General features: G+C 68.9%; 24 protein-coding genes and 1 pseudogene. 13 read left to right on the top strand and 12 right to left on the bottom strand.

Annotated features, from left to right (window positions below):
* Positions 1–12 precede the first annotated feature (12 nt).
* A complete protein-coding gene (locus tag AC07DC_RS34905) occupies positions 13–951 on the top strand; it encodes an alpha/beta hydrolase family protein (protein WP_478918520.1) in 939 nt (312 codons plus the stop codon).
* 311 nt (positions 952–1262) lie between these two features.
* Here AC07DC_RS34905 and AC07DC_RS34900 read toward each other — a convergent pair whose 3' ends face one another.
* On the bottom strand, positions 1263–2672 hold the full coding sequence (locus AC07DC_RS34900; protein WP_478918519.1) for a lamin tail domain-containing protein: 1410 nt from the start codon (positions 2670–2672) through the stop codon (positions 1263–1265).
* A 535-nt stretch (positions 2673–3207) separates the two neighbouring features.
* On the opposite strand from AC07DC_RS34900, the pseudogene AC07DC_RS34895 reads away from it, so the two are divergent.
* The 7 genes and pseudogenes from AC07DC_RS34895 to AC07DC_RS34865 form a co-directional block, all read left to right on the top strand.
* A pseudogene (locus AC07DC_RS34895) lies at positions 3208–4194 on the top strand (alkaline phosphatase family protein); the annotation flags it as partial.
* Positions 4192–5505 (top strand): chitosanase, encoded by a 1314-nt coding sequence (locus AC07DC_RS34890; protein WP_478918554.1) that lies wholly within the window; start codon positions 4192–4194, stop codon positions 5503–5505. The pseudogene AC07DC_RS34895 and the gene AC07DC_RS34890, both read left to right, overlap by 3 nt.
* 87 nt (positions 5506–5592) lie before the next feature.
* Positions 5593–6873, top strand: coding sequence for an MFS transporter (locus AC07DC_RS34885; RefSeq protein ID WP_478918518.1), 1281 nt, complete (start codon positions 5593–5595; stop codon positions 6871–6873).
* Positions 6870–7865 (top strand): TolB family protein, encoded by a 996-nt coding sequence (locus AC07DC_RS34880; protein ID WP_478918517.1) that lies wholly within the window; start codon positions 6870–6872, stop codon positions 7863–7865. Before AC07DC_RS34885 ends, AC07DC_RS34880 begins: the two co-directional genes overlap by 4 nt.
* Positions 7866–8123: 258 nt before the next feature.
* Positions 8124–8834, top strand: coding sequence for a hypothetical protein (locus AC07DC_RS34875; RefSeq protein WP_478918516.1), 711 nt, complete (start codon positions 8124–8126; stop codon positions 8832–8834).
* Between the two features lie 101 nt (positions 8835–8935).
* Positions 8936–9199: a hypothetical protein gene (locus tag AC07DC_RS34870; RefSeq protein WP_478918515.1), complete on the top strand. Its 264-nt coding sequence runs from the start codon at positions 8936–8938 to the stop codon at positions 9197–9199.
* Positions 9200–9302: 103 nt separating this feature from the next.
* Entirely contained in the window at positions 9303–9689 is a 387-nt protein-coding gene (locus AC07DC_RS34865) for a hypothetical protein (protein ID WP_478918514.1), read from the top strand.
* Between the two features lie 113 nt (positions 9690–9802).
* On the opposite strand, the gene AC07DC_RS34860 is transcribed toward AC07DC_RS34865, so the two are convergent.
* The 3 genes from AC07DC_RS34860 to AC07DC_RS34850 all read right to left on the bottom strand — a co-directional run bounded on the left by AC07DC_RS34860 (position 9803) and on the right by AC07DC_RS34850 (position 12055).
* Positions 9803–11041 (bottom strand): right-handed parallel beta-helix repeat-containing protein, encoded by a 1239-nt coding sequence (locus AC07DC_RS34860; protein WP_478918513.1) that lies wholly within the window; start codon positions 11039–11041, stop codon positions 9803–9805.
* A gap of 339 nt (positions 11042–11380) precedes the next feature.
* Complete coding sequence (locus tag AC07DC_RS34855) at positions 11381–11833, bottom strand: hypothetical protein (protein ID WP_478918512.1); 453 nt, start codon at positions 11831–11833, stop codon at positions 11381–11383.
* Positions 11834–11923: 90 nt separating this feature from the next.
* Positions 11924–12055, bottom strand: a complete 132-nt coding sequence (locus AC07DC_RS34850) for a hypothetical protein (protein ID WP_478918511.1) — start codon at positions 12053–12055, stop codon at positions 11924–11926.
* Between the two features lie 12 nt (positions 12056–12067).
* Here AC07DC_RS34850 and AC07DC_RS34845 point away from each other — a divergent pair, with 12 nt between their 5' ends.
* The 5 genes from AC07DC_RS34845 (at position 12068) to AC07DC_RS34825 (ending at position 16202) form a co-directional block, all read left to right on the top strand.
* Positions 12068–12889: a GOLPH3/VPS74 family protein gene (locus AC07DC_RS34845; RefSeq protein ID WP_478918510.1), complete on the top strand. Its 822-nt coding sequence runs from the start codon at positions 12068–12070 to the stop codon at positions 12887–12889.
* Positions 12890–13147: 258 nt separating this feature from the next.
* Positions 13148–13741 (top strand): vitamin K epoxide reductase family protein, encoded by a 594-nt coding sequence (locus AC07DC_RS34840; protein WP_478918509.1) that lies wholly within the window; start codon positions 13148–13150, stop codon positions 13739–13741.
* A 262-nt stretch (positions 13742–14003) separates the two neighbouring features.
* A complete protein-coding gene (locus tag AC07DC_RS34835; protein WP_478918508.1) occupies positions 14004–14288 on the top strand; it encodes a hypothetical protein in 285 nt (94 codons plus the stop codon).
* Positions 14289–14529: 241 nt separating this feature from the next.
* Entirely contained in the window at positions 14530–15267 is a 738-nt protein-coding gene (locus AC07DC_RS34830) for a VOC family protein (protein ID WP_478918507.1), read from the top strand.
* Between the two features lie 386 nt (positions 15268–15653).
* Positions 15654–16202: a DUF1062 domain-containing protein gene (locus tag AC07DC_RS34825; RefSeq protein ID WP_478918506.1), complete on the top strand. Its 549-nt coding sequence runs from the start codon at positions 15654–15656 to the stop codon at positions 16200–16202.
* Positions 16203–16301: 99 nt separating this feature from the next.
* Here AC07DC_RS34825 and AC07DC_RS34820 read toward each other — a convergent pair whose 3' ends face one another.
* The 8 genes from AC07DC_RS34820 to AC07DC_RS34785 form a co-directional block, all read right to left on the bottom strand.
* A complete protein-coding gene (locus AC07DC_RS34820; protein WP_478918505.1) occupies positions 16302–17846 on the bottom strand; it encodes an NAD-binding protein in 1545 nt (514 codons plus the stop codon).
* A gap of 162 nt (positions 17847–18008) precedes the next feature.
* Positions 18009–18872 carry a neprosin family prolyl endopeptidase gene (locus AC07DC_RS34815; protein ID WP_478918504.1) on the bottom strand — a complete coding sequence of 288 codons (864 nt, stop codon included), beginning with the start codon at positions 18870–18872 and terminating at the stop codon, positions 18009–18011.
* Between the two features lie 232 nt (positions 18873–19104).
* Positions 19105–19854, bottom strand: coding sequence for a neprosin family prolyl endopeptidase (locus AC07DC_RS34810; protein WP_478918503.1), 750 nt, complete (start codon positions 19852–19854; stop codon positions 19105–19107).
* A gap of 77 nt (positions 19855–19931) precedes the next feature.
* A complete protein-coding gene (locus tag AC07DC_RS34805; protein WP_478918502.1) occupies positions 19932–21287 on the bottom strand; it encodes an alpha/beta fold hydrolase in 1356 nt (451 codons plus the stop codon).
* 36 nt (positions 21288–21323) lie between these two features.
* The gene (locus tag AC07DC_RS34800; RefSeq protein WP_478918501.1) at positions 21324–23060 is read right to left on the bottom strand and encodes an ABC transporter ATP-binding protein; all 1737 of its coding nucleotides are present in this window, start codon (positions 23058–23060) and stop codon (positions 21324–21326) included.
* Positions 23061–23141: 81 nt separating this feature from the next.
* Positions 23142–24134, bottom strand: coding sequence for an ABC transporter permease (locus AC07DC_RS34795; protein ID WP_478918500.1), 993 nt, complete (start codon positions 24132–24134; stop codon positions 23142–23144).
* A gap of 13 nt (positions 24135–24147) precedes the next feature.
* Positions 24148–25902: an ABC transporter substrate-binding protein gene (locus AC07DC_RS34790; protein ID WP_478918499.1), complete on the bottom strand. Its 1755-nt coding sequence runs from the start codon at positions 25900–25902 to the stop codon at positions 24148–24150.
* A gap of 26 nt (positions 25903–25928) precedes the next feature.
* Positions 25929–26939 carry an ABC transporter permease gene (locus AC07DC_RS34785; protein WP_478918498.1) on the bottom strand — a complete coding sequence of 337 codons (1011 nt, stop codon included), beginning with the start codon at positions 26937–26939 and terminating at the stop codon, positions 25929–25931.
* Positions 26940–26981: the final 42 nt, after the last annotated feature.

The raw sequence follows: 26981 nt of genomic DNA, 5'->3' as shown, positions 1-26981 counted from the left end.
AGAAGCACGCACATGACCACCCACCAGACGACCGGCCTCACCGGCCCCGCTCCGACCCCGACCGTGACGGTCAAGCCGATCGTGCTGCCCGCCCCCCAGCGCGGCCAGGACCTGCACGTACGCGTTTCCGCACCGCTCACTGGCACACGCCTGCCGATCGTGCTCTTCGCACACGGATTCGCCTCCGACCTGGACGGCTACGCACCGCTGGTCGACCACTGGGCCTCTCATGGCTTCGTGGTGATCCAAGCCACGCATCTCGACTCCAAGCGGGTCGCCATCGCCGCAGACGACTCCCGCAGGCCCCACCTGTGGCGCTACCGCGTGCAGGACATGAAGCGCATCCTGGATGAGCTCAAGCCGCTGGAGGCATCCGTGCCCGGCCTCTCCGGCCGGGTCGACCACAGCCGCATCGTCGCAGCGGGCCACTCCTTCGGAGGCCAGACCGCGGGCATTCTGGTAGGTCTGCGCGTCACCGACCCCCAGACCGGCACCGCCGACGACCTGTCCGACTCCCGGGTCATGGCCAGCATCCAGCTGGCCACGGCCGGCAAGGGCGGCGACGAACTGACCCCCTTCGCTCACGAGAGCCTTCCCTGGCTCCGCGACCAGGACTTCTCCCACATCACCGCCCCCGGGCTGGTGGTCGCCGGCGACAAGGACGATCTCCCGCTCACCACCCGAGGACCCGCCTGGACAAGCGACCCCTACACCCTCAGCCGCGGCAACAAGAGCCTGCTCACCGTCTTCGGCGGCGAGCACTTCCTCGGCGGCATCTCCGGCTACCGGGCAGCAGAGACCACCGACGAGGACCCCAGCCGCGTCGCCCTCGTCCAGCAGGTCACCCTCGCCTACCTACGCCACATCACCGGCATCGACCACACCGACTGGCAGATGGCCCGGTCCGTCCTCGCCGACGCCCGTGCGCTGGGGCGGCTGAACAACAAGTGACCCTCGGCGGTTGAAATACACGCCTTCGTCCGCCCAGCGACCCCCCGTAGGATCAACGCGGGGCGGTACTGGTTCCTGGCCATCGGCCTCCGATCCGCAGCTCGACCAACGCCGCGCCGGATTGCGACTGGGCTGCGCAGCCGATCTCCCCGAACCACCACCCCGTTCACCAGCAGATGGGGGAGCGACGTCTGGGGAACATCACGAAGGCCGTGGTCCTCGTGGACCACGGCCTTCGTTCGTCGCCGTTCCGGCACCCCCGGGCACCGGGGCGGGGCGGTTGATGGCCACCTCGTCACGTCCGGCTGGTGTCAGGGGGCGCAGTTCAGGGTGCCGGCGCGCAGTGCGTGGCCGCCGTCGTTGCCGTCGTCGGACCAGATGACCGGCTTGTGGCCGGCGGTGCAGGTCGTCTGGGGCGCGATGGCGAAGCCCTCGTTGTTGTAGTTGGCCATCCCCGTGGGGCGGTTGTAGGTGTGGGTGACGGCGAACTGTCCCTGGGTGTTGATGTCTAGGGTCGAGGTGCGGCCCTGGCAGGTGTCGTCGCAGGTCGCCCACAGGTGTCCGGTGGCGGGCTCGAACTCCAGGTCCATCACGGCGGGGAAGCCGCTGGCGATGGTGGCGATGCGGGTGTAGCCGCCGCCGGACAGGTTCAGGGCGTAGGCGTAGACGGTGCCGTTGGCCTCGACGCCGACGAAGAACAGGCCGCTGCCGTGGCCGGGGTAGGCGGCCGGGTCGTAGGTCGCGCCGGTGTGCTCGTCGCGCAGGCCGTGCGCGGTCAGGAAGGTGTCCGGGATCCATGAGATGCCTTCGGGTCCGGCGTTGGCCGGCAGGGAGGGCAGGTCGGCGGTGAGGTTCCACTCGGCGGTCGCGTTCAGCGAGGACGCGGTGGAGGAGGCGTTGAAGCGCAGGATCTTCGGCATGCTGGTGGAACCGTTGCTGTCGTCGCGTTCGGTGGCGACGAACATGCCGTCGGGGGTGACGACCACGCCCTCGGCGTCGGGGTTTCCGCTGCCACCCGCGTAGTGCAGCGCCTTGCCCGAGGACCAGCCGCCGGCCGGGTCGGGGCGCCATGTCGTGCTGTTGGGTACCAGGCGGTAGAGCTTGCTCGGGCCGTTGTCCACCGCCCACAGCACTCCGGGGCTTTCGAAGGACAGGCCGCTGAGGTTCTCCCCGAACACGTTCGAGCCGTCGGCGATGGTGACCGCCGAGCCGCCCGGCCATACGGTGTCGGAGGGCTGTCCGCCTCCGCCGCAGGCGTTCGCCGTGCCTTTGGTCGGGGCGGTGGTGGTGAACGTGCCGGTGCCGTCCGCGCAGCGTCCGTAGGTGGTGGTGGCGTGGGAGGTCCAGGTGTAGGAGTCCACCACGGTGGAGCCGTCCGCCTTGAACAGCCGCGCGGAGTCCGAACTGCCCAGGCCGAACGACGACTCGACGTTCACCGCCAGGAAAGCATGCGGTGCCAGCGAGGTGCCGGAGGGGATCTTGTAGGAGTGGGAGTTGTCGTTGTCCTTGACGATCCACTTGGACACGTCGACCGCGGCGGTGCCGGTGTTGACGAGTTCGATCCAGTCGCCGGGGCTGCCGTCGCTCGACTCGACCTCGTTGATCCGCACCGTGGACTGGGTTTGCGCCGAGGCCGGCGCGCCGGACAGGCCAAGGGCGAGCCCAAGGACGGTCAGGGCGGCGGCGGTGTCGCGGGCTTGTCTGCGCCAGTGTGTATGCAAGGTGGCCGGTCCTCTTTCCAGGAGTCGGGCGGGGGGAAGCGCACTCGCGCCCCCGGCGAGACTTCGGGCATTCCGGCGACCAGGGGCTGAGCGGGCTGCGAACGGCGCAGGTGACCTACGGAACCGGATGGAGCACCTCACCACCGCGGTTGGTCATGCCTGTATCGGTCACTCCTGGGGTGTGCGCGGCCAGGATCACGGTCGCTGCGCGCCTTGACCTCGCCGTGTTCCGTGATTCACCGCGGGAGACATCTGTTAGTTAACTTTCCTATCTGGAAGAACTATCAGCGCTTCCGACACCTCGTCAAGAGGCTGCGCCAAGTCGAACCGGACCGCTTGACAGGGCATCGTCGAGCCGCGTAAGAATCCGGTCAGCGGCTCGGCGCGGACGTTCCGAACCTGACGCGCTCACCTGCATCCGTGTGCATGCAGCTGACCCGGCCGTCGCGGTCGTATCCCGCCATGCCTGTTGCCGCAGTGCCGCCTGTCCCGCACGCGTTCACCATGCCGCGCGTGCCGGCTCGCCGCCTGCCGGATGTCGCTCAGGCGCTGCTCAGGTCCATCGCACCGACAGCACTTCCGCCTGTTCAAGGAGATCAGCATGACGCCTCCCTACCCTCCCCTGCGCTCCCGGCGCACCGAACCCCCACCCGGGGGGCACGGGGCACACGCGCGACGCGGCGAGCGGTCCCGGCGCGCCCTCATCGCCGCCGGCATGAGTGTGGCCGTGGGCCTGCTCGGTCTGACCGCGACGGCCATGGCGTCCTCCGCCGGCACGAAGGGCGCGACGGCGTCCCCGGCGGCTGTGACCGCCAACGGGATCCCCCAGTTCGACCACGTCGTGGTCGTGACGGAGGAGAACAAGTTCTACGAGGACGTCGTCGGCAGCTCCAACGCTCCGTACATCAACTCACTTGCCGCTCAGGGCGCGTCGCTTTCGAACATGCACGGCACGACGCACCCCAGTCAGGGCAACTACATCGCGCTCTTCTCGGGTTCCACGCACGGCGTCAATGACGACGACTGTCCGCACGACTACACCTCGGACAACCTCGGCAACCAACTCCTGACGCGCGGGCGCTCCTTCGTCGGCTACTCCGAGGACCTGCCGGCCGACGGATCGAAGGACTGCGGCGACGACGGAGGCAGCGGCTACGCCCGCAAGCACAACGGCTGGGTCGACTTCACCAATGTCCCGGCGGCCTCGAACCTGCGCTACAGCCGCTTCCCCACGGACTACAGCAAGCTCCCCGACGTGTCGTTCGTGACGCCGAACCTCGACAACGACATGCACGACGGCACCGTCAAGCAGGGCGACGCCTGGCTGAAGAAGAACTTCGACGGCTACGTGCAGTGGGCCAAGACCCACAACAGCGCACTCATCCTGACCTGGGACGAGGACGACGGCGACGACTCCGACAACAAGATCGCCACCATGGTCGTCGGCGCGAACGTCAAGAAGGGTGCCACCTCCAGCACCAAGTACAACCACTACTCGATCCTGCGCACGCTGGAGGACATGTACGGGTTGCCCGCTCTGGGAAGTGCGGCCACGGCGAAGCCGATCACCGACATCTGGGACGTGAGCGGCACCCCGCCCACGACTCCCCCCACGACTCCGCCCACCACACCACCCACCACACCGCCCACCGGGTCGGTGAACCTGGCGCGCGGGAAGTCGACCAGCACCTCGTCCACCGAGAGCACGTCGTACGCCGGCGCCAAGGCCGTGGACGGCAACGCCACCACGCGATGGGCCAGCAAGGAAGGCTCCGACGCGCAGTGGATATCGGTGGACCTCGGCGCCGACACCGCGCTCAGCCGCGTCAAGTTGAACTGGGAAGCGGCGTACGGGAAGTCGTACAAGATCCAGACCTCGACGGACGGCACCGCCTGGACGACGACCTACTCCACGACCACCGGCAACGGTGGCACCGATGACCTGGCGGTCAGCGGTCATGGCCGCTACGTGCGGATGTCCGCCGGCCAGCGCGGCACGGCCTACGGCTACTCGCTGTACGAGTTCGAGGTGTACGGCGCCGGATCCACCACTACGCCCCCGACGACACCGCCCACGACTCCGCCGACCACACCCCCCACCACACCGCCCGGGGGATCGAGCGCCGACCTGACGGACCCGCACAAGAAGGAGATCGCGATGGAGCTCGTCTCCAGCGCGGAGAACTCCTCACTGGACTGGAAGTCGCAGTACACCTACATCGAGGACATCGGTGACGGCCGCGGCTACACCGCCGGAATCGTCGGCTTCTGCTCCGGCACCGGGGACATGCTCGACCTCGTCCGGCACTACACCGACCTCAAGCCCGGCAACGTCCTGGCCCCGTACCTCCCCGCGCTGGAGAAGGTCAACGGCAGCGCCTCGCACACCGGCCTGGACCCGAACTTCGAGGCCGCCTGGCACACCGCGGCCAAGGACACCGTCTTCCAGCGGGCACAGAACGACGAACGTGACCGCGTGTACTTCAACCCGGCCGTCAGCCAGGCCATGTCCGACGGCCTGCACGCACTCGGCCAGTTCGCCTACTACGACGCCATCGTGATGCACGGCCCCGGCGACGACCCGACGAGCTTCGGCGGGATCCGCAAGACCGCCATGAAGAAGGCCAAGACCCCGGCCCAGGGCGGCAACGAGACCGCGTACCTCAATGCCTTCCTCGACGCCCGCGCGGCGGCGATGAAGACCGAGGAGGCGCACAGCGACACCAGCCGCGTCGACACCGAACAGCGCGTCTTCCTCAACAACGGCAACCTCAACCTGAATCCGCCGCTGCAGTGGAAGGTCTACGGCGACCCGTACACGATCAACGACTGATCCACCTCCTGCTCACGGGCCCGCCGGCCGGAACACCCCGGCCGGCGGCCCCCCGCCCCGTGAAGGCATCCGCACGAGAGGACAGTCATGTACATCTCGACGAGCCGGGCCGCCAGCCCTCCAGCCACCGAGGCTCCTGCCGTCCCTGCCCCTCCTGCCGCCTCCGGCCGGCGCCGGGCGTGGGCGGGCGTTGACTCCAACGTGCTCGCGCTCGGATCGGTCAGCCTGGTCACGGGCATCTCCTCCGAGATGATCACCGCGGTGCTGCCGATGTACGTCATCTTCACCCTCGGTCTCAGCCCCCTGCAGTTCGGTGCGCTCAACGGCATGTACTTCGGGGTGACCGCCCTGGTCCGCGTCGCCGGAGGTCACGCAGCAGACCGCTGGCAGCGCCGCAAACTGGTGGCGGGCAGTGGCTATGCGCTGTCGGCCCTGTGCAAGCTGGGCCTGCTGGCGGCCGGCTCCTCCGTACCGGCGCTCGGCGCGGTGATCGCGGCCGACCGTACGGGCAAGGGCCTGCGCACCGGCCCCCGCGACGCGCTGATCTCGCTGAGCAGCACTCCACAGACACTGGGCCGTTCCTTCGGCGCGCACCGGGCGCTGGACACCACTGGTGCCTTCCTCGGGCCGTTGGCGGCCTTCGCGTTGCTGCTGGCGACGCCCGGCCGGTACGACACGGTCTTCGTGGCCAGCTTCTGCATCGCCGCGTTCGCGCTGGTGATCCTGGCCCTGTTCGTCCGCGACCGGCGGCAGCCCCTGGAGAAGCACGAGCGGGCGACCGTACGTGATGTGCTCGGCCTGCTGCTGCGGCCGGGGTTGCGCCGGGTGGGCATCGGGGTGCTGCTGCTCGGCGCGGTGACGCTCAGCGACTCGTTCGTGTACCTGCTCATCCAGCAGCGCCTGGACATCTCCGAGGAGTACTTCCCACTGCTGCCCCTGGGCACCACCGGCGTATACCTGCTGATGGCGATGCCGCTCGGGCAACTCGCCGACCGGTTGGGGCGTTTGCGGGTGTTCGTCGCCGGCTACGGGGCACTGCTCCTCGCCTACCTGGCGCTGTTCGGCCCGGTGGGCGGACCCGTGCTGGTGATCACCACGCTCGTACTGCACGGGCTGTTCTACGCGGCCACCGACGGGGTGCTGATGGCGGCCATCGGTCCGATGGTGCCCGAGCACCTTCGGGCCGCCGGGATGTCGCTGATCCAGACCGGCCAGTCACTGGCCACGCTGGCGTCCTCGGTGCTGTTCGGCGCCGCATGGTCGGCGTGGGGCCTGCACAGCGCACTCGCGGTGGCCCTCGCCGTCCTGGCCGTCGCGATCGCCGCAGCGCTGGTGACCCTTCCCCTGCGTGAGGAGAGCACGGCATGAGTGCCAGGAACCGGCTTCTGATCCTGTTGGTGGTGGCCCTGGTCGCGACCACGACCGTCACCGGGTACGTGCTGCGGTCGCGTGCCAACAGTGGCGCCGGCGGTGCGAGCGGCGTCGTACGGCTGGACACGTCCGGGCAGATCCTCTTCCGCGACACCGCGCCGGGCGCCTCGTTCGGCCGGATCGCCTCGGTGCCCCTCGACCGCCCCGGCGCGGCGCGGACCACCGGTACGGTGCTGTGCGACCGGCTCTACGCCGCCCACGGCACCGGCATCTGCATGCAGCGCAAGGGCCCGGTCCCCTCCACCCACGTCACGGTGCTCGACCGCGACCTGCACCAGGTGCGGCAGGTCAAGACCGAGGGGTTCCCCAATCGGGCACGGGTCTCGGCCAGCGGCGCCATGCTCTCCTGGACGACCTTCGTTCAGGGTGACTCCTACCTGCGGGACGACTTCTCGACCCGGACGTCGATCCTCGACACCAGGACCGGGCACCTGGTCAACAGCATCGAGCAGATCCAGCTCACTCTCGACGGAAAGCCGTACCACGCCGCGGACGTGAACTACTGGGGCGTCGGCTTCGCCCTCGACGACAACACCTTCTACGCCACGGCACGCACCTCAGGCCATACCTACCTGGTCCAGGGCGACTACCGGAAGTGGACGGCCCATACCCTGCGGACGAACGTCGAATGCCCGTCCCTGTCGCCCGGCAACACCCGCATCGTGTTCAAGAAGCGGGTCAACGCCAGCGCCAACAGGCCGTGGCGGCTCTACGTCCTGGACCTGTCCACCATGAAGGAGACCCCGCTGGCGGAAGAGCACAGCGTCGACGACCAGGCTGCGTGGCTCGACGACCACACCGTGATGTACGGGCTGCCCCGCCACGGAGGCGGCTGGGATGTCTGGGCCGTGCCCGCCGACGGCAGCGGTGTACCCCGCCTCCTCATCCACGACGCCAACTCACCGGCCGCGGTGTCCCCACAGCAGTGACGCATTCCTCGTGGTCACGGGTGTGCCCGGCGAGTGCCAGGATGTTCCGGATCCCCGTGCCGGCCATGAGCGTTCCGTACGAGCGGGTCGCTCCGAGAGACTGCGCCGAGTGACAAGGAATCCTGCGCGGACGGCCAACGACATCATCGGATGCCGGGCCGAGACTTGCGGCAGCGGGGTCCGCGACACGCAGCGTCGCGGGCCCGCGACCGCTGTCCCGTCCGGGACGGCGGTCCTGCGCAAGCATCGGAGCGTCATATGAGAATGCGAACGATCGCCCGCGGCGTCACCGCTGTCCTGGCGGCGGCCGGTCTGGGCATCGGGCTGGCAGGACAGGCGAGCGCCCACACGGTGTGGCAGCACTTGTGGACCTACACGTCCACCAACCTCTGCGTCTCCGGGTACGCCGGGATCTCGGAAGGGGACGGCGGCGGTTTCACCCAGAGCATCAGTTACGTCTACGAGCGCGACCGGAGTATCAACTGCAGCCTCCCGTCTGCCAGCCCCGCCGGCTGGATAGGAGTGGAGAACGACCTTCTGGCCTACGACATGTCGAGCGGCGTCTGGTACCTGTGCAACTCCACGGGCTTCTGGACGAACGATGCCTTCGGCCGGGGAGCCGAGCTGTACCGCTGGGTTGACCGCCCCTGCGGCGGGAACGTCTGGTACGCCACCAACACGGCCGCCTACGGCTACGACGGCGCCTCCTGGCACGGGGGATGGACTGTCTCCGGCAACCACTGGATCCCGGCAGCCCTCCGGGCCGGGGTGAGGAGCGCCGAGCCCGCCGCCCCGCGGATCAGTGCCGCGCAAGCGGCCGGCAAGGGCGAGATACGCCTCGGCAGCCCCGCAGGACCCAAACTGAGCGCGGCCCAGCTCCAGCCCACTCCCGAGCAGGCGGCCAGGAACACCGTCGGAAAGCCGCTCGCCCCGGCGGGCAGCGTCACCGCCAAGACCCTCCGGCGGTAGCAGCAACCCGCCTCTTCCCCGCAGCTTCTTCGGCGCGACACACAGCGCGACTGTGCGTCGCACGACCCACAGGAGGAACCTTGAACAGGATCTGCCGTGCCGTGACATTCATGGCCGGAACGGCCGCCTCCCTGGCCCTGGTGATATCGCTCGGTGCCACCCCCGCGACCGCCGCACCCACCGCACCCGCCCCGGGCGGAACCGCCCGCGCGGCGCTGACCATGCCCTTCTTCCTCTGGCGCACCTACAACTCACAGGCGGAGTGCTCTCAGGTGGGACACAACCTCGTCAACCGCGGTCCGTACGCGTCCTACATGTGCACGCGTGTCCTCGCGGGCTGGGAGCTCTGGGTGCGCGAGTACTAGTTTTCTGAGTCGTCACTGACCAGATGGACGTCATCGGCTCGCCAGGCATGCTCGGCTTCCACCGACGCGTCCCTTGTCGTGCCCGCTGGTGCATGATCACCCAATGGACACTCATCACGTGCAGTACCGGGCCTACTTCACCGATCCGGACGCAGTGCCCGGATCGGACGCGAACGAGATGGAGATGCAGGTGGAGAGCTGGAGCCCGGATGGCCTGGCTCTCGTATTGGATCAGGCGGAGGGCCGACTGATGGCTGCCAAGGAGCGCCCGGGTTTTCTGCGGGTGGAGCGGTACAACCCGCCGCAGGTGCGCGGGGTGATTCCGGGTACCGGCTGGAAGCTGGGACAGAAGGACGGGCTGTCCCTGGGCACCTCGGTGGTGGCGTTCCTGGTGTACGACGGCTACGTCCGGCCGATCACCGGCCTGCCGCCGGAGGGCACCGGGAACGTCTCGCGGGCGACCCATCAGCTGGTCCAGCACAGAGAGTAGGTCTGCTCCCGCCTCATCGACGGCGTCCCCGCCCCAGGGCGCATCCGTTGTTCTGCCCGGCGCGGCCGCGGGGGCCGTGCCGGGCAGAACAACGGATGGTCGTGGATTCCGAGTCAGCAGGTCGGCGCGGACGTGCTGACCTCCTTGTCTGCGATGTTGCGGAAGATGTTGCCGGACTGGGAGAGGCAGGCCTGCCAGTTGTTGATGCCCACGTAGGCGCCGTCGACGGTGTTGTTCGACACCGTCACCGAAGCGCCGCTGTCGAGCTCGATGCCGTTGAACTTCGGCACGTTCTTGATGGTGTTGGAATAGACGCTGGCCGGGCCATGGCCGATCATGATGCCCGCACCGCCATTGATGCCGCCCGCGCCACCGTTCACCGTGTTGTCGTGGAAGGCCACGCCGGTGATGCCGGCGCCGGCGGTGTTCCAGAGCAGCAGGCCGTACTTGCCGGGGTCGTTGACGGTGTTGCCGTGCACCTGGATGTTGCGGAGCGACTGGCTGGAGAAGTTGGGTTCCAGGTCGACCGCGCCGGGCATGTCGGGGCGCGTCATCGAGTTGAACACGTTGTCGTGGACGTCCACGTCGCCGGCGGAGACGATGCTGACACCGTTTCGGTTGGTGTGGTTGCCGGAGAAGGTGTTGTGACCGATGTCGACGTTGGACGCGCCACCACCCACGTATACGCCGTCGCCGATCAGGTTACGGAAGGTGTTGTTGGACACGCTGACAGAGGAGCCGCCGTTGACGCGGATCGCGTGCCGGTGCTGGGTCCACACCCCGCCCTGGTTCTGGATGTTGCCGTCGAACACGAGGCCGCTGAGCTTGTCGCTGCCGGTCGTGTTCACGATGGCGTCGTCGGAGTCGGAGGTGGTCGAGCGGTCGGAGGTGCGCAGCACCGACTGGTTGCCCAGCACGGTCACGCCGGACGGCAGGTCCAGCGGCCGGGTCACGTCGTAGACGACGCCGCTGGGGAAGGCGAGCGTGGCTCCGGCCGGGGTGGCGCTCATGGCGCGCTGCACGGCATCCGTGCTGGTGCCGTAATCAGCGACGTACACCGTGGGGCCGGTCGGAGCCGCAGTGGTGCTGGGTGCGGACGGCTGGGCCGAGGCGGTGGCCGTGCCGGAGGGGGACGGCTGGGCGGTGGTGGTGGCGGTGCCCGAGGGGGATGGCTGGGCGGTGGCCGTGGCCGTGGCGGTGGCTGTGCTGGAGGGGGACGGCTCGGCTGTGGTGGAACTGGCGCGCGAGGGCCGGTGCCGGGCCGCTTCGGCGCTGGGCGCGGCAGCATTCCAGGCAGCGACGGCGAGCAACACCGCCGGTACCAGGATCGCGGTCGTCCTCTTGACTGGCATTCTTCCTCCGACATCCCCGTTCGGATTGGACTCAAGGGAGCTTAGGGTCTTGACTCCCGACGGGTTCCGGTATATGGAAGGCGCGATCTTGTCGGGGAGAGTCAGGTCCCGAGGTTTCATCTGCCTTGCTACGAAAGGGCTTGTCCGGGCACTGGTCCCACGGCTGTGATGTCACTCACCCGACACGGCGCGGTTCGGCGCCGGGGACTCATCGCGACCCTCTGTGCCACCGGCGGTTACGCCGCCATCGGCGGAGGGGGGTCCCCGCCCAGGGGAGCCGGATGCCGTGGTCGGCCGGCGTTGGCTGTGCCTACGACCGGCCCGGACTCTCCCGGTGGTTCAGCGGCTGATGTTCTGATCACCGTTTTGGATCATGTTCACGGTGCGGTGGTCCTTGGCTTCGCCCTGCTGGTGATGGAAGGTCGCGGCATCGGGCCGGGGCACGGGCAGGGCGGCGATGACCGAGCGGAGTTCCTCTGCGGCGTCGGGGTGTTCGTGCAGAAAGTCCTGGAGGCGGACACGCCAGGCGCGGTGGGCCTCTGCCAGTTCCTGGTCGTTGCCCGGCTCCTGCGCGGTGTGCCGCAGGACGTCGAGACGTCGGGCCGCCGTCTGACTGAGGCCGGCATCGCCGTCGCACGAGGCGTGGTCGGCGTTCTGCTTCACGACGATGGTCACCGTGGTGACGACGACCACGATCACTGTCACCACGGCGGCCACGACCGGCACACCGACCCCACCCGCCCCGGCACCACCGATGATCTTGGTGAGCAGGGCCCCGACCTTGCCGGCCAAGGCAGCTCCGCCCTTGGCGGCCCCTGCCGTGGCCGGCGCCGATGCTCCGCCGGCCTGCGCCGTCACCGCGGTGTGAGGTGCGGCGGCCGTTTACGCCTGCGCCGGGTCGGCGAGCGGCGCCTGCGGGAGCTGCCCGGCGCCGGCTTGGTTCACGGCCTGCGAGGAGATGTTGTCCGCGGCGACGATGCCACCTGCGACCGACACCGTGCCTGCGACGCGCATACGCTGGCGGGTATGACCACGGGGGATGAACTGCTCCTGCTCGCGATGGACCCGGGCAGGCGGCGCATACGGATACGGGCCCAGGACCGGCTCCGGTTCGCGTTGCGGGCGGCGGAGTTGGCGGATCTGGGCCTGGCGGGGCGGATCGCCGTCGGCCCCGCGCAGATCGAGGTGCTGGACTCCCGGCGAGTCGATGACCGCCGCTTGAGCAACGTCCTGCACATTCTGGGCGCGACCGCTGCTCCGCCCAGCGTCAAGGAGTGGCTGCGCCGGACACCGCGCTCCCTGGCCATCGAGTATCTCTCGCGGCTGGAGGATCAGAAGACGGTCCGGGTCCGCCGGTGGCGCGACCGCAGTGGACGTACCCACCACGACATTGTCTCCGTCGACCTGCCGCGCCGCCAAGCCCTGCTGGCCCGTCTCGACAGCGTGGTCCGCTCCGATTCCGCAGGCCCAACTGCCGGTCGTGACCTGACCCTCGCTGCCCTGGTCCAGGCTGCGGGCTTGGCTCCAGCCGTCTATCCGGGCCTGCGGGGTATCGCCGCCCGCCGCCGTATGACCGCCTTCGCCGTACCGGACCGCCTCGGCCCAACTACCGCCGCGGCGGATCTGGCCGCCGCCGACGAACTGGCCGCGGCACTGGGCAGCGGCGCGGACGTCCTCACCCGTCGGCTCTTCGACGAGCTCGGCGACCTCTACGCCGACTTCACCACCGGTGGCCACGGCCTCGGTCATGACCTGGACCCGGGCAGTTGGTCCGAGAGCGGCGCCGGTCACCACAGCACCGGTAACCACGGCGGCGGGCACGGGGACGGGGGCCATGGCAGCTGGTGACACCTACCGGGTGGGAGGCATCATCCAGCTCTCCTGCCCGTACACCGTTGCCGGGGTCACCGAGATGTCGCGGCTGTACGTGAGTGTCCTGTGCCCGTGGTGGGGTGGGTACCCCGACTGTGACGGGGATCGAGTGGAACGGTCCGGTTCCTCTCGCCTATGACCCCACTGTCAACAAAGGTCGGCGTTCTGCCCACGATCGTCCATGTGACGGGCAGAATGTTGGTTGCTCGGAAGGGCTGCGGATCTAAGGATGATATGACGAAATTACCGGTCGGCCGGGGTCTCAACGAGGGTGACCACGTGACCACCACGGACACCATCGGAACGGGACGTCGCTTCGGCTGGCTGCTGGTGATCTGCGGCGCGCTCGGGGCACTCGCGTCATCCGTGATGACCCTGCACGACTTCACAGTTCTTGAGGACCTGGGCTGCGGTCAGAACTGGGTTGTCTCCTGCGGCACCATCATCGAGAGCTCACAGGGCTCAGCGGCTCAGGAGTTCGGCTTCCCGACCCCAATAATCGGCATGATCGCCTACCCGATCGTGGTCTGTATCGGCATGGGTCTGCTCGCGGGCGCCCGCTATCAGAGCTGGTTCTGGCTCGGAGCGCAGGCAGGCACCCTGTGCGGTGCCGGGGTCGCGACCTGGTTCCTGTACCAGTCGCTCCAGAGCGCCAACTCCCTGAGCCTGTGGAGCTGTCTCACGTGGGCCGTCACCATCACGCTCTTCTGGTACATGAGTGTGCACAACATCGAGCGTGGCTTCATCCGGGTGCCGGCATGGATGCGCACCGCCGTCCTGGCGACCGGATGGTTCCTGCGCTCAGATACGGCATCACCGCGAAGCTGATCCAGTCCGGCGGCTGGTGCAGAGGAGGACAGCCAAAGCTCCGGGAGGTCAGGGCGGAAGGCCACCACCGGGCGCGTAACGGGACAGGTCCTGTTGCTGACCGGCAGAAACGGACTCAGCCGTTCCCACTCGGCATCACTCAGATCACCCCGCCCCATGCCCATATCAATGGCCTGGACACACGGTAGTCACATGTTCGACCGGACAAGTCCTAGCCGGAAGGCCGGATCGCAGCGAACCGCGCAGTCATGGCGGGACCAAGGTGGTCAACAAGGCCATATCCAGGCTGATCCGGCCATGGCAGATTGAAGAGGAACGAGGTGGTAATCACCCGGGCCGCTTCGGGAACATCGAGTCGAAGCTGCTCTTCCAGGAACTGCAGCGTGACCCGCCAGTCCGTTTCGTCTCCGCCAAGGAACGACGCGACGGTCTCCTGAACGACATCCCAGAAGAACAGGTGGGGAAGGACACCGTCTCGTTGAAGACGTGCGCGTCAAACAGGTCCTCGAAGCCCGGCGAAGCAGCCACCAAGTCCCGCACCAGCTGAACATCTCGCTCCAGGGGCACCTCTCACTAGGCTCTCAGGATAGATCCGTACTGGCCACGTTCCACCGAGTCGGGTCGCTCCAGGCGGGCGAAACCTCCTGAGCAGAGCGCCGCTCGCCCACGTACCCGGAGCCCGGCCGGAGCCCGCCGACATCAGGCCGGTCCTGGCGGGCGGGTTGGTCTCTGTTCGGTGACGGGATATGCGTTTGTCGTTGCGGGGTGGCGTGCATAGGGTCGGCGGCATGGCGACACGGCTTGTTCAAATTGCGATGAATGCTCGGGATGACTCCGCGGTCGGCCGGTTCTGGGCGGAGGTGCTCGGCTGGAGCATTGACAGCGAGGGACCCGGCGTGACCAACCTCGAACCCGTGGGCCTCGTCTATCCCGACCCCGTTGCCGTCTGCGTCGACGTCCTTCGCGTCCCGGAACCCAAGACGGTGAAGAACCGGGTGCACATCGACCTGGCCACCACCTCTGCTGCCCATCAGGCAGAGCTGGTAGCGCGCCTCCAGGTTCTCGGTGCGATGCCCGCCGACGTGGGCCAGGGCGACGTCCCGTGGACGGTCCTCGCCGATCCGGAGGGCAACGAGTTCTGCGTGTTGGAGCCTCGGGAGGTCTACCGGGACACCGGGCCGATGGCCGCGGTGGTGGTCGACTGCGCGGATCCGCGGGCCATGGCCCGGTTCTGGGACGGGGCGATGGACTGGACCCTGCACGAGGTGACCGACGATCATGCGACTCTGCGCTCCGCCAAGGGTGTCGGCCCGTATCTGGAGTTCATCCGCACACCCGACGCGAAGACGGTGAAGAACCGCATCCATCTCGACCTCTGCCCGTACCCCGGTGACGATCAAGCGGCAGAGGCGGCCCGGCTGCGGGCTCTCGGCGCCACCGACATCGACCTTGGCCAGGGCGACGTGCCGTGGACGGTTCTGGCCGACCCGGAGGGCAACGAGTTCTGCGTCCTCACCTCGCGCTGACACGGAGCCTTGACGACACCCCGACACGTGAGCACAAGGGGCGCCAACTCAGATACTCAACGCACCAACTGAAGCGGTCAGTCCCTTGTCCATGAACGGGACGACGAGCCCCGTGACCAGGAATCCCACTCCTGGACCGGCGTCAGCCGATTGACATCCATAGGGGCATCAAGCGGCCCCTTCGTCGTCCACGGCAGTGAGGCGCGCGAAAACCAGTGGAGCAGCGCCGCTGTGCGCCGTTATCGTGCTGCCGAACCCAGTCGTCCAGGCAAGGACGTGCCGTTGTACACCCTGTGAGACCTCCCGAGCGCTGAATCGTCGCGCGTCGCGCATGTGCGTCGCGCTCCTTTTTGCTGCGGACTTCTCACTGAAATCGGTGTACTTCTGTGCTCAATAGCTGGGTGGTCGTGCCCACCTGCCTGCCGCTCGTTCTCCGCCGTTGTCACGCGTGCTCGTCCGGGCGTTTCCGGGCAAGCGGTAAATTTCGTGTCAACGCCAACCACAAGCTCATCGACGCCTGGCTCCTCGCGCTCTGTACCGCTTGCGGGGAAACTGCAAAGCTCACGGTCCTGGAGCGGATGAATGTGCGCTCCGTACGACCTGAGTTGCTGGACCGGCTGCATGACAACGACCGTGGCCTGACTGCTGAGTTGCTCCAGGATCCGGTCGTGAGGCGCCGTAATCGCATCGCCCTCGACTGGGACAACGCCTGGCGTCTCGACACCGGCGGATCGGATCACCTGGACCGCGAGGTGATCGACATCTTGGTCCGCTTTGCGGCGCGGATCCCTGTCCGGCCGGTGCGACTGATCGCTGAAGGTTGCGGTCTGTCGCGGGCCGAGGTCGAGAGACTGATCACGGAGGGGAAGCTCGTGTCGGCAGTTCGGCTGAGCGGCAAGCTCTCCGGTGACTTCACCTTCACGCTCAAGCGCTGAGCCCTCCCCGGGACCAGGGGCCTGTCCGGCAAGATCCGCCGGACAGGCCCCTGGGAAGGCCTGCGCGAGGGCCGAGGTCGGTGCGCGGTTCGGTGTTGGTCACCGGTGTTCTCCCGGTGGGGTCGTGGGCATCGGCTCGGGCGGGTGGCCGCAGTGGAGGCGGCCGGGGAGCGGGCGTGCGACCAGGCCGAGACCGGGTAGGTCCAGATAGTCGCAGTCGGCGTCGGACACGACCAGACGCGGTTGTTCGCCGGTGAGGTGGGAGACGACGAAGGCGGCGCTGGCCCTGGTGATGTCGCGGGTGTGACCGAGCGGCAGCAGGGACCGGGTTTCCGCGATGGCTTCGTTCTCGCCTGCCCGCAGTACGACGCGGATGCCGGGGGCGGCGCCGTGTGCGGCGACTGCGACTGCGACGTTGTCGCGTTCGTCGGATCCCATCGCGGCCAGGGCGCGGGCGCGGCGCAGTCCGAGGCGCTGCAGGACACGGCGGTCCTCGGCGTGGGCCAGAACGACGGGTATGCCCAGGGAGCGGGCCAGGCGCAGATTGGCCGCGGTGGGGTTGCGTTCGATGCCGACGACGGGGATGCGCAGTTGCAGCAGGGTGTGGCACAGGCGGATGCCGACCTGCCCCAGGCCGACCACCAGGACGTGACCGGAGCGCGGTACGGCCCGCGGGCCGAGGATGCCGACGTGCCGGGAGCCGCTCATGCGGTTGACGAGGCCGGCGGTGAGCAGGGCGGTGAGCCCGACGGTGGTGAGCATCATCGCGGCGGAGACCGTCTGGTAGGCGGTGTGACCGCGGTGGTCAGGGGCAGGGCCGACTCCGGCGACGACGCGTGCGGCCGCGGCAAGCGCGTAGGCGGCGGGTTCGTGGAAGACGATGGTCGACCAGGCCCAGTCCAGTCCGAGGACAGTGGCGATGCCGACCAGGCCACCGAGCAGCAGGCGGGCATCGGTGTCGTGGGGGCGCAGTTGTCCGCTCAGGCGCCCGACAAGCGCCTGGCGCCGGGCGGCTGAGCTGTCCCGCCAGGGCGTGCGGACGACAGTGTCGTGTTGCCGGCGTACCGCCGTGGTGGTGCGGCGGTCGGTTCGGAGCAGGGCGAGGGTCGCGGGGTCCGCGCACAGTCCTGCCAGGGTCGGCGCGAGGAGTTCGGCGGGGGACAGTACGGTGCACCGGTGCAGGAGGGTCCGCAGCTGCTCGGCGATGGTGCGGTCGAATACGCAGACCACGAGCGGCACGTCGGGGTGCACGTGGCGCACCGCGAGGGCGTAACGCAGAGCGGAGACGTCATCGTGGACGAGGACAGCGACACCTGGTGGCCCGTCGGCGATGGCCTTCGCGAGTTCATGGTCGTCCGGTTCGGGAAGGTGGCGCGTGCGGTGCCGGCCCAGCGCCGCGCAGACCCGGCTGGCCAGGCTGGTTGCGCCGATGACGACGAATGTGGCGTCGCCCGGGCCGAGGGGTGATGCGCTGCTGCTTGGACGCGCCCTTGAGAGAGCTCCTGAGGGAACTGACGTGCCGCAGTCGTCGGACTGATAGGGCTCGCAGTGCTCGCAGCGCCATGACGCGCAGCCGGAGCAGTGGTGCAGTGTCTGCCCGCAGTGGCATGTCGGGGCGGCGGGGGCGGGAGCGGATGGATCCATGGGCTGATCCCCTGTGTGCGGCGCGTGGGTTGCGGCGTGTGGGTTGTGGTGCGGGGTGGGTGGGGTGCGGGGCCGGTTGGCGGGAAGTGAGCGCCGGCCCCGCGGTTGCGGTGTGCCGCGGTTGTCAGCGGGTGCTGTGACCGTCGGCGGGCACCGCGGCCCTCAGCACCGGCCGCTGCCGGGCCCGCCGAGGCGGAAGGAGGTGGCCGTGGCCTTGCCGTACGTGTAGAGCTGGGGGCTGCTGGCGCTCACGGTCAAACGCGGCTTGTCCGCGGCCTTGTACAGGCGGTAGTCGGATATCCATGAGGCGCGGGGGGAGGCCCCGGGTCGTCCGTTGCCCATGTCGGTGCAGGAGGGGACGTCGTCGGTGTTGGCGGCGACTTCGCCGAAGGCGGTGACGACCTGGGCCCGGGAGTAGGTGCCGTTCCACAGGGAGCCGGGGAAGTATCCGACGTCGTGGTGGTCGTAGGAGATCCACCAGTCGCCGCCGATGTTGCGGATCGCGAAGTCGGCAGCGTGGCCGGGGTGCAGGGCCATGCCGGCGGTGACCTTCGTGGACACGGGGACAAAGCCGCAGCCGTTGTAGCAGGACGTCTGGCCGTCGACCCAGTGGTAGACGAACAGGTGCGGCTTGCTGTCGCCGTTGAGCTGGGGGTCGACGGTCCAGCCGACCTCGACGGTGGAGACCCGGTTGGTGTCCTGCAGCGCGAGTTCCTGCAGGGAGTGTTCGCCGATCTTTGTGGGGTTGACCTCCGGATCGGAGATCTCCATCCGGACCTCCGCGCCGGCGGTGTCGGTGGTCTGGCGGCCGTAGACGTAGTCGTAGCAGGCGCCGAACCAGCAGGTGGGGCCGGTCGGGGTGGTCGCGTCGGCGGCAGGCGGGACAGTCGGGGCACTGGCACGGGCATTAGCACTGGAGGTGGAGGTGGCGGTTGCCGGTTCGGCGGCGTGCGCCAATGACCCGGGCAGCACGGCGAGGGCGGCGGTAGCGGCGAGGCCGACCGAGAAGGAGGTGCGTCTGTGCATCGTGGCTCCAATGAGTGAGGGTCTTGGTTGATCGGTGGGGCAGGTTGCGGTGGCGTGCGTGGTCGACGCACGCCACCTGGGGGTTTCGGCTTGTGGCCGCGTCGGTCGTGTCAGGTCGTCCGGCCGGCGCGCTGAAGTCCGGACGGCCCTGACACGAACGTGGTACGGGTGCGGCTGCGGGACTGCGGTGGGGGAGGACCGTCCGCAGCCGCACCCGGCATGGATGCGCCGGTCAGCAGGCTCCGGGGCCGCCGAGGGTGAAGGAAGTAGCGGTGGCGTGACCGGAGTTGTAGTAGCTGGGGTCACTCGCGGAGACGGAGAAGTGCGGGGTCGCGTTGGCTCCGTAGAGCTGATAGCCGGAGATCGAGGAGGCGCCGGAGCTGCTGCCGTACTGTCCGTTGCCCATGTCGTCGCAGCTGGTCTGCCCGGAGTCGGCCACCTCTCCGAAGGCGCTGACGTTCTGCGCGGCAGTGAACTGACCGCCCCACAGGGAGCCGGGGAAGTACCCGAAGGGCTGGTTGTTGTAGTACACGTACCAGTTGCCGCTGTAGTTGACGATGCTGAAGGTGGCCGTGGTGCCGGAGCGGACGGTCATGCCGGCCCTGATGCTGCTGGAGGTGGGCACGAAGCCGCAGCCGTTGTAGCAGGACGTCTGGTTGTTGACCCAGTGGTAGACGAACAGGTGGGGTTGGTAGTCGCCGTTGGTGGCGCGGTCGACCATCCAGCCGACCTCGACGATGGCACTGCGGTCGTCGGTGCGCAGGGCCAGTTCCTGCAGCGAGTGGCCGGCGGTGACCTGGGGGGTGGCCTGCGTCATGGTCACGCCGGCGCCGGTGGCGCTGACTTCCTGCTGACCCGAGACGTAGCTGAAGCACGCGCCGTACCAGCAGGTGGAAGCGCTCGCGCTCTGCGCGGGGAGCAGGGGTGCCAGTGCCAGCACCAGTGCCGCACCGAGCGCGGTGAGTATCTTTCTCCGAGACATGCTCCGACCTTTCTGTGGGGGGCTGCCCGGGGCTGGATGTCCCGGGAGATGGGGGGAGTGGGCGGCCGGGCCCGGCGTCAGCTGTCGCCGCGGGCGGCGGTGAGCAGCATGTCCAGCACGACGGTGCCGCTCGCCGCCAGACCGTCGTGCTCGTGGTCTCCCGTGACGACGGTGCGGGTGTTGCCGATGGCTGCCGCGGTGCGCAGCGAATCGCCCGCGTCGACGTACAGGTCGTCTTGGTAGACGACCGCGCAGGTGGGCACCTGGTTGGCGGCCAGCACCGCCTTGTCGTACAGCGGTGTCCACGACGTGTCCTCGGCCAGCAGTTGGGCCGTGTCGCGCAGCGGCCGCAGCGCGGGGTCGATGTGGAAGTGCCAGGGGTGGATGGTTTCGCCGGTGAACAGCAGCCGGGCGTGCGGGTCGTCGAGAGCGGTGTCGGCGTCGAACTGCGGGAACTCTGCGCGGACGCGTTCGGCCGCCCATGCGGTCGGCTGTCCGTCCTGGGCGTAGGAGGCCTCGTGCAGCACTGCGTACAGCGGGCGGGTCGCGAAGGACAGCAGGGACTGCACCTGGTGCTGGAAGGCGTCGGAGAGTTCGGGGCCCCGGGTTCCGGACAGGAAGGCGCCTTCGAGGAGGTAGTGCAGGCGGGCTGCGCCGTCGATGGTTCCCAGCAGGATGCCCAGACTCTGGAACGCCTCGGCGGTGAGCAGCAGGCCGCCGGGCAGAGCGACCTCGTGCTCCCTGAGGTACCGGGCGATGCTGCGGGCCCGTTCCTCGTCCTCGGGATAGCGGGCGTAGTAGGCGACGTTCTTGCGTTCCATGCGGGGATACGCCGCGCGGTAGACGGTTTCGGCATCCGAGTCCAGCCCGGGCAGGCCGCCGACGATGAACGCCTCACGCAGTCCTTCGGGCGCCAGGCAGAGGTAGGTGACCGTGCAGAATCCGCCGAAGCTCTGCCCGAGCACGCTCCACGGCCTGTCGCCGGTCAGTTGGCGGCGGATCACCTCGGCGTCGCGGACGATGGAGTCGGCCCGGTAGAAGGGCAGATGCTCCGCCTGGTGACGGGCAGTGCCGCGCAGCGGGAGGGTCTGCCGGTTCAGGGGAGTGGAGCGTCCGGTGCCGCGCTGGTCCATCAGGAGCACGCGGTAGTCGCGGGCGGCGCGGGCCAGCCAGCCGCCGGTCGTGTGGGTGTCCAGCGGCCGTGGGGCGGCGTTGCCGGGGCCGCCCTCGAGGTAGAGCAGCCAGGGCCGCTCAGCCGCGTCGGGCCCCGGGGCGGTGACTTCGCGGGCGAAGACCTCGATGTGCTCGCCGTCGGGACGGTGGTGGTCCAGTGGCACCGTGAAGACGTGGTCGGTCAGCCGGAGCCCGGCCTGCCGGTGGGCGGTCGGCAGCTCGGTCGTGGGTCTGTCGGCGGGCGGTCGGTGCGCGGTCATCGAAGCCTCATGGATATCGGGGGATGGACGGCTGGGTCAGGCGGTGGTGCGGAAGCGGGGGACCGCGGCGAGAAGGCTGCGCGTGTACGGGTGTTGGGGGGACTCGAAGATCTCCTCGCGGGTGCCGGTCTCGACGATCCGGCCGGCTCGCATGACGGCGATGCGGTCGCAGAAGTGCCGCACGACGGCCAGATCGTGGGAGACGAACAGGTAGGAGATGCCGAGCTCGTCACGGAGGTCGGACAGCAGGTTGAGCACTTGGGCCTGCACCGAGACGTCCAGGGCGGACACCGGTTCGTCGGCGATCAGGAGTTCCGGCCTCAGGGCCAGCGCGCGGGCGATGCCGATGCGCTGGCGCTGCCCGCCGGAGAATTCGTGCGGATAGCGATCCAAGTGCAGGCGTTCGAGCCCGACCTGTTCCAGCAGTTCGGCGGCCCGCTCGCGGCGTGCGTCGGCATCGAGGCCGGTGTGGACGCGCAGCGGTGCCCCGATGATCTGTGCGACGCTGCGCCGGGGGTTGAGGGAGGCGTAGGGATCCTGGAAAACGATCTGGATCTGCTGGGCAAGGTCCGTGCGGACCGCTCCGGAGGCCGCCGTCACATCGGTGCCGCGGAACGCGACCGTGCCGGCGGTGGGCCGTATCAGGCCCATGACGACCTGCGCGGTGGTGCTCTTTCCACAGCCCGACTCGCCGACCAGGCCGAAGCTTTCGCCGGCACCGATGGTGAAGCTCACATCGTGCACGGCGTACGTCCGGGGTGTCCTGTCCCACGGCAACAGCGAGCGAGGGGCGTAGTCGACGGTCAGTCCCTGCACGGACAGGATGTCGGCCCCGGTTGCGGCGGGCGCGGCAGCCCGGGCGCCGAGTGACACCGATGTGAGCACCGGCGGGGCAGGCGGCTTCGTCGCGGAGGACACCGTCGCCAGCCGGATGCCCGGCGGGGTGTCCATAGTGGGCACGGCGGCCACCAGCGCGCGGGTGTAGGGGTGTTGGGGGGCGGCCAGGAGCGCGCCGGTGGGACCTTCCTCAACCTTCTCGCCCCGGTACATCACCAGGGTGCGGTCCGTGGTCTCGGCGACCACGCCGAAGTCGTGGGTGATGAGGACCAGGGACAGGGACAGGTCGCGCCGCAGGTCGTTGAGGAGCGCCAGCACCTGTGCCTGGAGGGTGACGTCCAAGGCGGTGGTGGGCTCGTCGGCGATGACGATCTCGGGCTCGTTCATCAGGGCCATGGCGATACAGACGCGTTGCCGCATGCCGCCGGAGAACTGGTGCGGGTACTGGCGGGATCTGCGGTCGGGTTCGGGGATGCCGACCCGGTCGAGCATGTCCACGGCTCGGGCCCTGGTCTGGCTCCGGCCGGCCCGCGGGTGGTGGAGCCGGTACATCTCCTCCAGTTGGGCACCGACGCGGTGGAAGGGACTCAGGGCGGCCAACGCGTCCTGGAAGATCATGGCGATGCGGTTGCCGCGCACGCGGCGCATCACCGTCTCGGGCGCGTCGACCAGTTCCTCCCCGGCCAGTAGCGCACTGCCCGAAATATGGGTGGTCGCGCGGGGTTGCAGTCCCATGAGGGCGAGCAGCGCCGCGCTCTTGCCCGACCCCGACTCTCCGACGATGCCCAGGGCCTCGCCGCGCCGAAGGTCGAAGGACAGATCCCGCACTGCGTGCACTCGGCTGCCGCGCGCGGCGAAGGTGACGTCCAGGCCGAGGACATGCAGCGCGGGTGGCGCCGCGACAGCCGGCAGAGCCTGCAGTGGTGGTAGAGACATGACGAACTCCCCGGTGGGCGCAAGGAAGGAAGCGGAACGGCGGCGGGCATGGCTGGGGCGATCCGGCGAACCGGCCGGCACTCACGACAGGCGGATACGCGGGTCGAGCAACGCGATCAGGCAGTCGGTGAGGGCGACGAAGACCACCACGAACAGCGCGGCGAGCAGTACCGTGCCGACGACGGTCGGCAGGTCGTTCTGGGTGATGGCGGTCAGGGCGAGCTTGCCAACGCCGTTGAGGCCGAAGACCGTCTCGGCGATCACCGATCCGCCCAGCAGCCAGCCGATCTCCAGGCCGATGAGCTGGACCAGCGGTGCCGCGCTGCCACGCGCGGTGTACTTCAGATGGGCCCGCCACCAGCCCATCCCCTTGCTGCGCGCGGTGCGGATGTACTCCTCGCCCATCGTGTCGAGCATCTGGGTTCGGGCGAGACGGGCGTAGACCGCGGTACTGACCCAGCCGAGCATCAGCCAGGGCACCAGCATCCCGCGGAACCAGGCGGCGGGGTCCTGCCAGGGCGAGGTGTAGCCGGGCTGCGGCAGCAGATGCGCCTGGTAGACCAGGTAGTACTGGACGGCGTAGCCGATGAAGATGAGCTGGACGCTGGCGCCGACCAAGGTGAAGGTGTTCAGGGCCCGGTCCAGCCAACTGCGCGGGAACAGCGCCGAAAGGAACCCGGTGCCGCCGCCGAGGACGGCGAGCACGAGGACGGCGCCGAGCGTGAGGGACAGCGTGACCGGGAACGCCTGGCCGATCGCGGTCACCACGGGCTCGTGCAGGAAGTAGGAGTACCCCAGGCACGGTGCCGGACAGGCCACCGGGGCACCGTTGATGTCCTGCAGGGTGCGGCCGGCGACCAGCCCGCTGAGGTAGTGCCAGTACTGGGTCGGCACCGCCTGGTCGAGGCCCATTCCGTGCCGGATCGAGGCCACGGCGGCGGCGTCGCACTTGGCGCCGCAGGCGCTGCGCGCGGCGTCCTGCGGGCCGGCGTAGAACAGCGCGAACGTCACGGCGCTGATGGCCACGAGGACCGCGAGGACTTGGGCGGTGCGCCGCACTGCGAAGGCGAGCATCTGTCGACTCCGTTCAGGCCGCGTGGGCGCCGTTGAGGGGATTGCCGTTCGCCGCCCGCGGCAGCTGCAGCTTCACCCCGTGGATCTGGAAGCCCTGCGAGTACAGGTAGGGGATGACCGGGACGCCGGCCATGATCTTCTTCTCCAGGGCGATGTACGCGGCGGCCTTGGCGGACGCATCGCTCAGGGCCGCGATGCGGTCGAACTCCGCGGTGTCGGCGGAGCTGTCGAACCGGGAGGAGTCGTACCAGGTGCCCTGCCGGGCGTCGAAGACGTTGGGCAGTACCGTCGAGGGAGAGGGCCAGTCCGCTCCCCAGCCGGTCAGGAACATGTCGTACGGGGCGCCCTTGGCACCGATGGTGTCGTAGTACGTCGTCGCGTCGAGCGGTTTGGCCACGACATGGATACCGATCTTGGCGTAGGCCGAGGCCAGCACCTGCACCTGCTGCTGTCCGGCCCCGTCCCCGCTGCGGTAGGCGTACACCAGGGTGCTGATCTTCTGCGTAGAGCGGGCCAGGTACTTCTGGGCGGTGGCCACGTCGCCGCGCACCGGAGCGTGGAAGGTGTCGTGGTTGCGGTAGCCCAGCAGATCGGGGGTGGTCACGGTGGTGCCGTACTGGCCTGCGAACGCACCGCCCTGCAACTGCCTGAGCTGCTCCTTGGGGAAGGCGTACAGCAGGGCCGTGCGCAGATTCACGTCGGTGATGCGGGCGGTGTTGATGGCGAACCAGTAGCCGAAGATCCCCAGCGGCTGGTAGGAGATCGACCCGCGGTCCGCGCGGTTGTTGACCGTGTCGTACAGAGAGGGGGCGATGGCGTTGCTGAGGCTCATGGTGGTGGGGCCGTTGCCGGCGGTGGACAGCATCTGCTGGTCGATGTTGACCAGCTCCTTGCCGAAGCCGAACTCGTAGGCGTCGGCGTACTGGTAGCGGATCGGGTCGGTGTCGGCCTTCCAGTGCGGGTTGGGGACCAGCTTCATCGACACGTTCTGGGTGTGCGCGGCGATCTGGTACGGCCCGCAGGAGTACGGGCTCAGGTCGTAGGCGCTGCCGGTGTCCTTGTCCTTGCGGACCGGGCTGGCGGTTCCCAGCGCGGCGGCGAACGGCACGTCGGACTGCGGCTTGGGGAAGTGGAACACGAGGGTGGAGGCGTCCGGGGTGACGATGGCGGGCATGTCCCCCGCGGCGGGACCGGCGTACTTCTTCTGGGCGTCGGTGATGGTGCTGGTGCCGGTCAGCCACTCCTGCCAGTACACCGGGCCGTTCTCAAAACCCTTCTGGAAGGAGCGCTCGATGCCGTACCTGACCTGCTGGGCTGTGACGGCCTGGCCGTCCTGCCAGGTCGCACCGGACTTGAGGTGGAACGTCCAGGTCCTGCCCTGGTCGGACGACTGACCGGTGTTCGTGGCCAGGTCACCGACCAGGACCCGCTGGCCGTTGATCACGGTAAAGCCGGTGAGCTGCCGGTCCACCATGTTCAGCACGTCATAGCCCTGGGAGACGTACACCTTCTGCGGGTCGAGGTGGTCGTAGTCGGCGGTGTCCAGCACGGTGACGGTCCCGCCCCGTCCCGCGCCGGAGATGACCGGCGCCGGCCCGTGGCTTTCGGCCTCGGAACCGATCCGCACCGCGCTCTGGCCGGCTGTGATGGCGGGCGCTTTGTCGTGCCGGGCACCGGTGTTGCCGCCCGCGGAGCTGCAGGCCGAGAGCACGGCGAGAGTGGTGGAAGCGGCGATCGCTGCGCACAGGGCGCGGGACATGGTTCTCATCGCGGGAGTTCCTTGCAGGGTTCGGTTCACGCGGACTTGGGGTCGAGGGCGTCACGGACGCTGTCGCCGAGCAGGTTGAAGGCCAGAACGAAGATCAACATTGCTCCGCCGGGGAAGAGCATGTAGGTGGGGTCGGAGTAGAAGACCTGCCCGGCGTGGCCGATCATCCGGCCCCAGTCCGGGACGGGCTCGTTGATGCCCTGGCCCAGGAAGGACAGAGCCGCCTCGAAAGCGACGTAGGCGGGGACCGCGACGGTGATGTGCACGATCACCGGACCCCACAGGTTGGGCAGCAGTTCGGTGAGCACGATCCGACGCCGGCTCATCCCCAGCGCCCGCGCGGCCTTGACGAACTCCCGTTCGCGCAGCGAGCGCACCACCGACCGCAGCACCATCGCCTGGGTGATCCACCCGAACAGCGACAGCACCAGGATCACTGAGGTGAACTGCATCCACGCGGGCTCGTTCTGGTCCTGCGCGACCAGCCGGGAATTGATCACCGGGGTCAGGGCGATCAGCAGCAGCAGTGAGGGGAAGGCGAGCATCACGTTCGCGACGAACTCGAACCCTTTCTCCGCCACCCCGCCCAGATAGCCCACCGCGATACCCACCACCGCGCCGATGAGGCTGGTGATCAGCACGCAGGACACCGCGATCAGCAGTGAGGTGCGGATGCCGTACAGCAGTTGGGTGAACACGTCCCGCCCGAGCCCGGGTTCCAGGCCGAACCAGAACCGAGCGCTGATCCCGCCGTTGGCGCCTGCGGGGTACCCGCTGTCGGTGAGCAGGCCGGCATCGTCCTGTCCGTAGTGCTCGGCGGGATTCTTGCCGTAGACCCATGCGATCAGCGGGGCCAGCGCCCCGATCGTGACCACGCCGAGGACCACGCCCAGGCACACCATCCCGACGCGGTCCCTGCGGAACCGGGCCCAGGCCAGCCGGGCCGGGGACTGCCCCGGTCGCTCGCCGGCGCGGTCGGTCCCGTCGGGCGGGGCCATCGCCACCCGGGGTTGTACGGCTTGCTGCGGATCGGACACGACGCCTCAATCACCAGGGCCAACATGGAAACTGCATGTAAG

The organism is Streptomyces sp. NPDC045021 (assembly GCF_056432645.1).
This window is presented reverse-complemented; position numbering and strand designations above follow the sequence as displayed.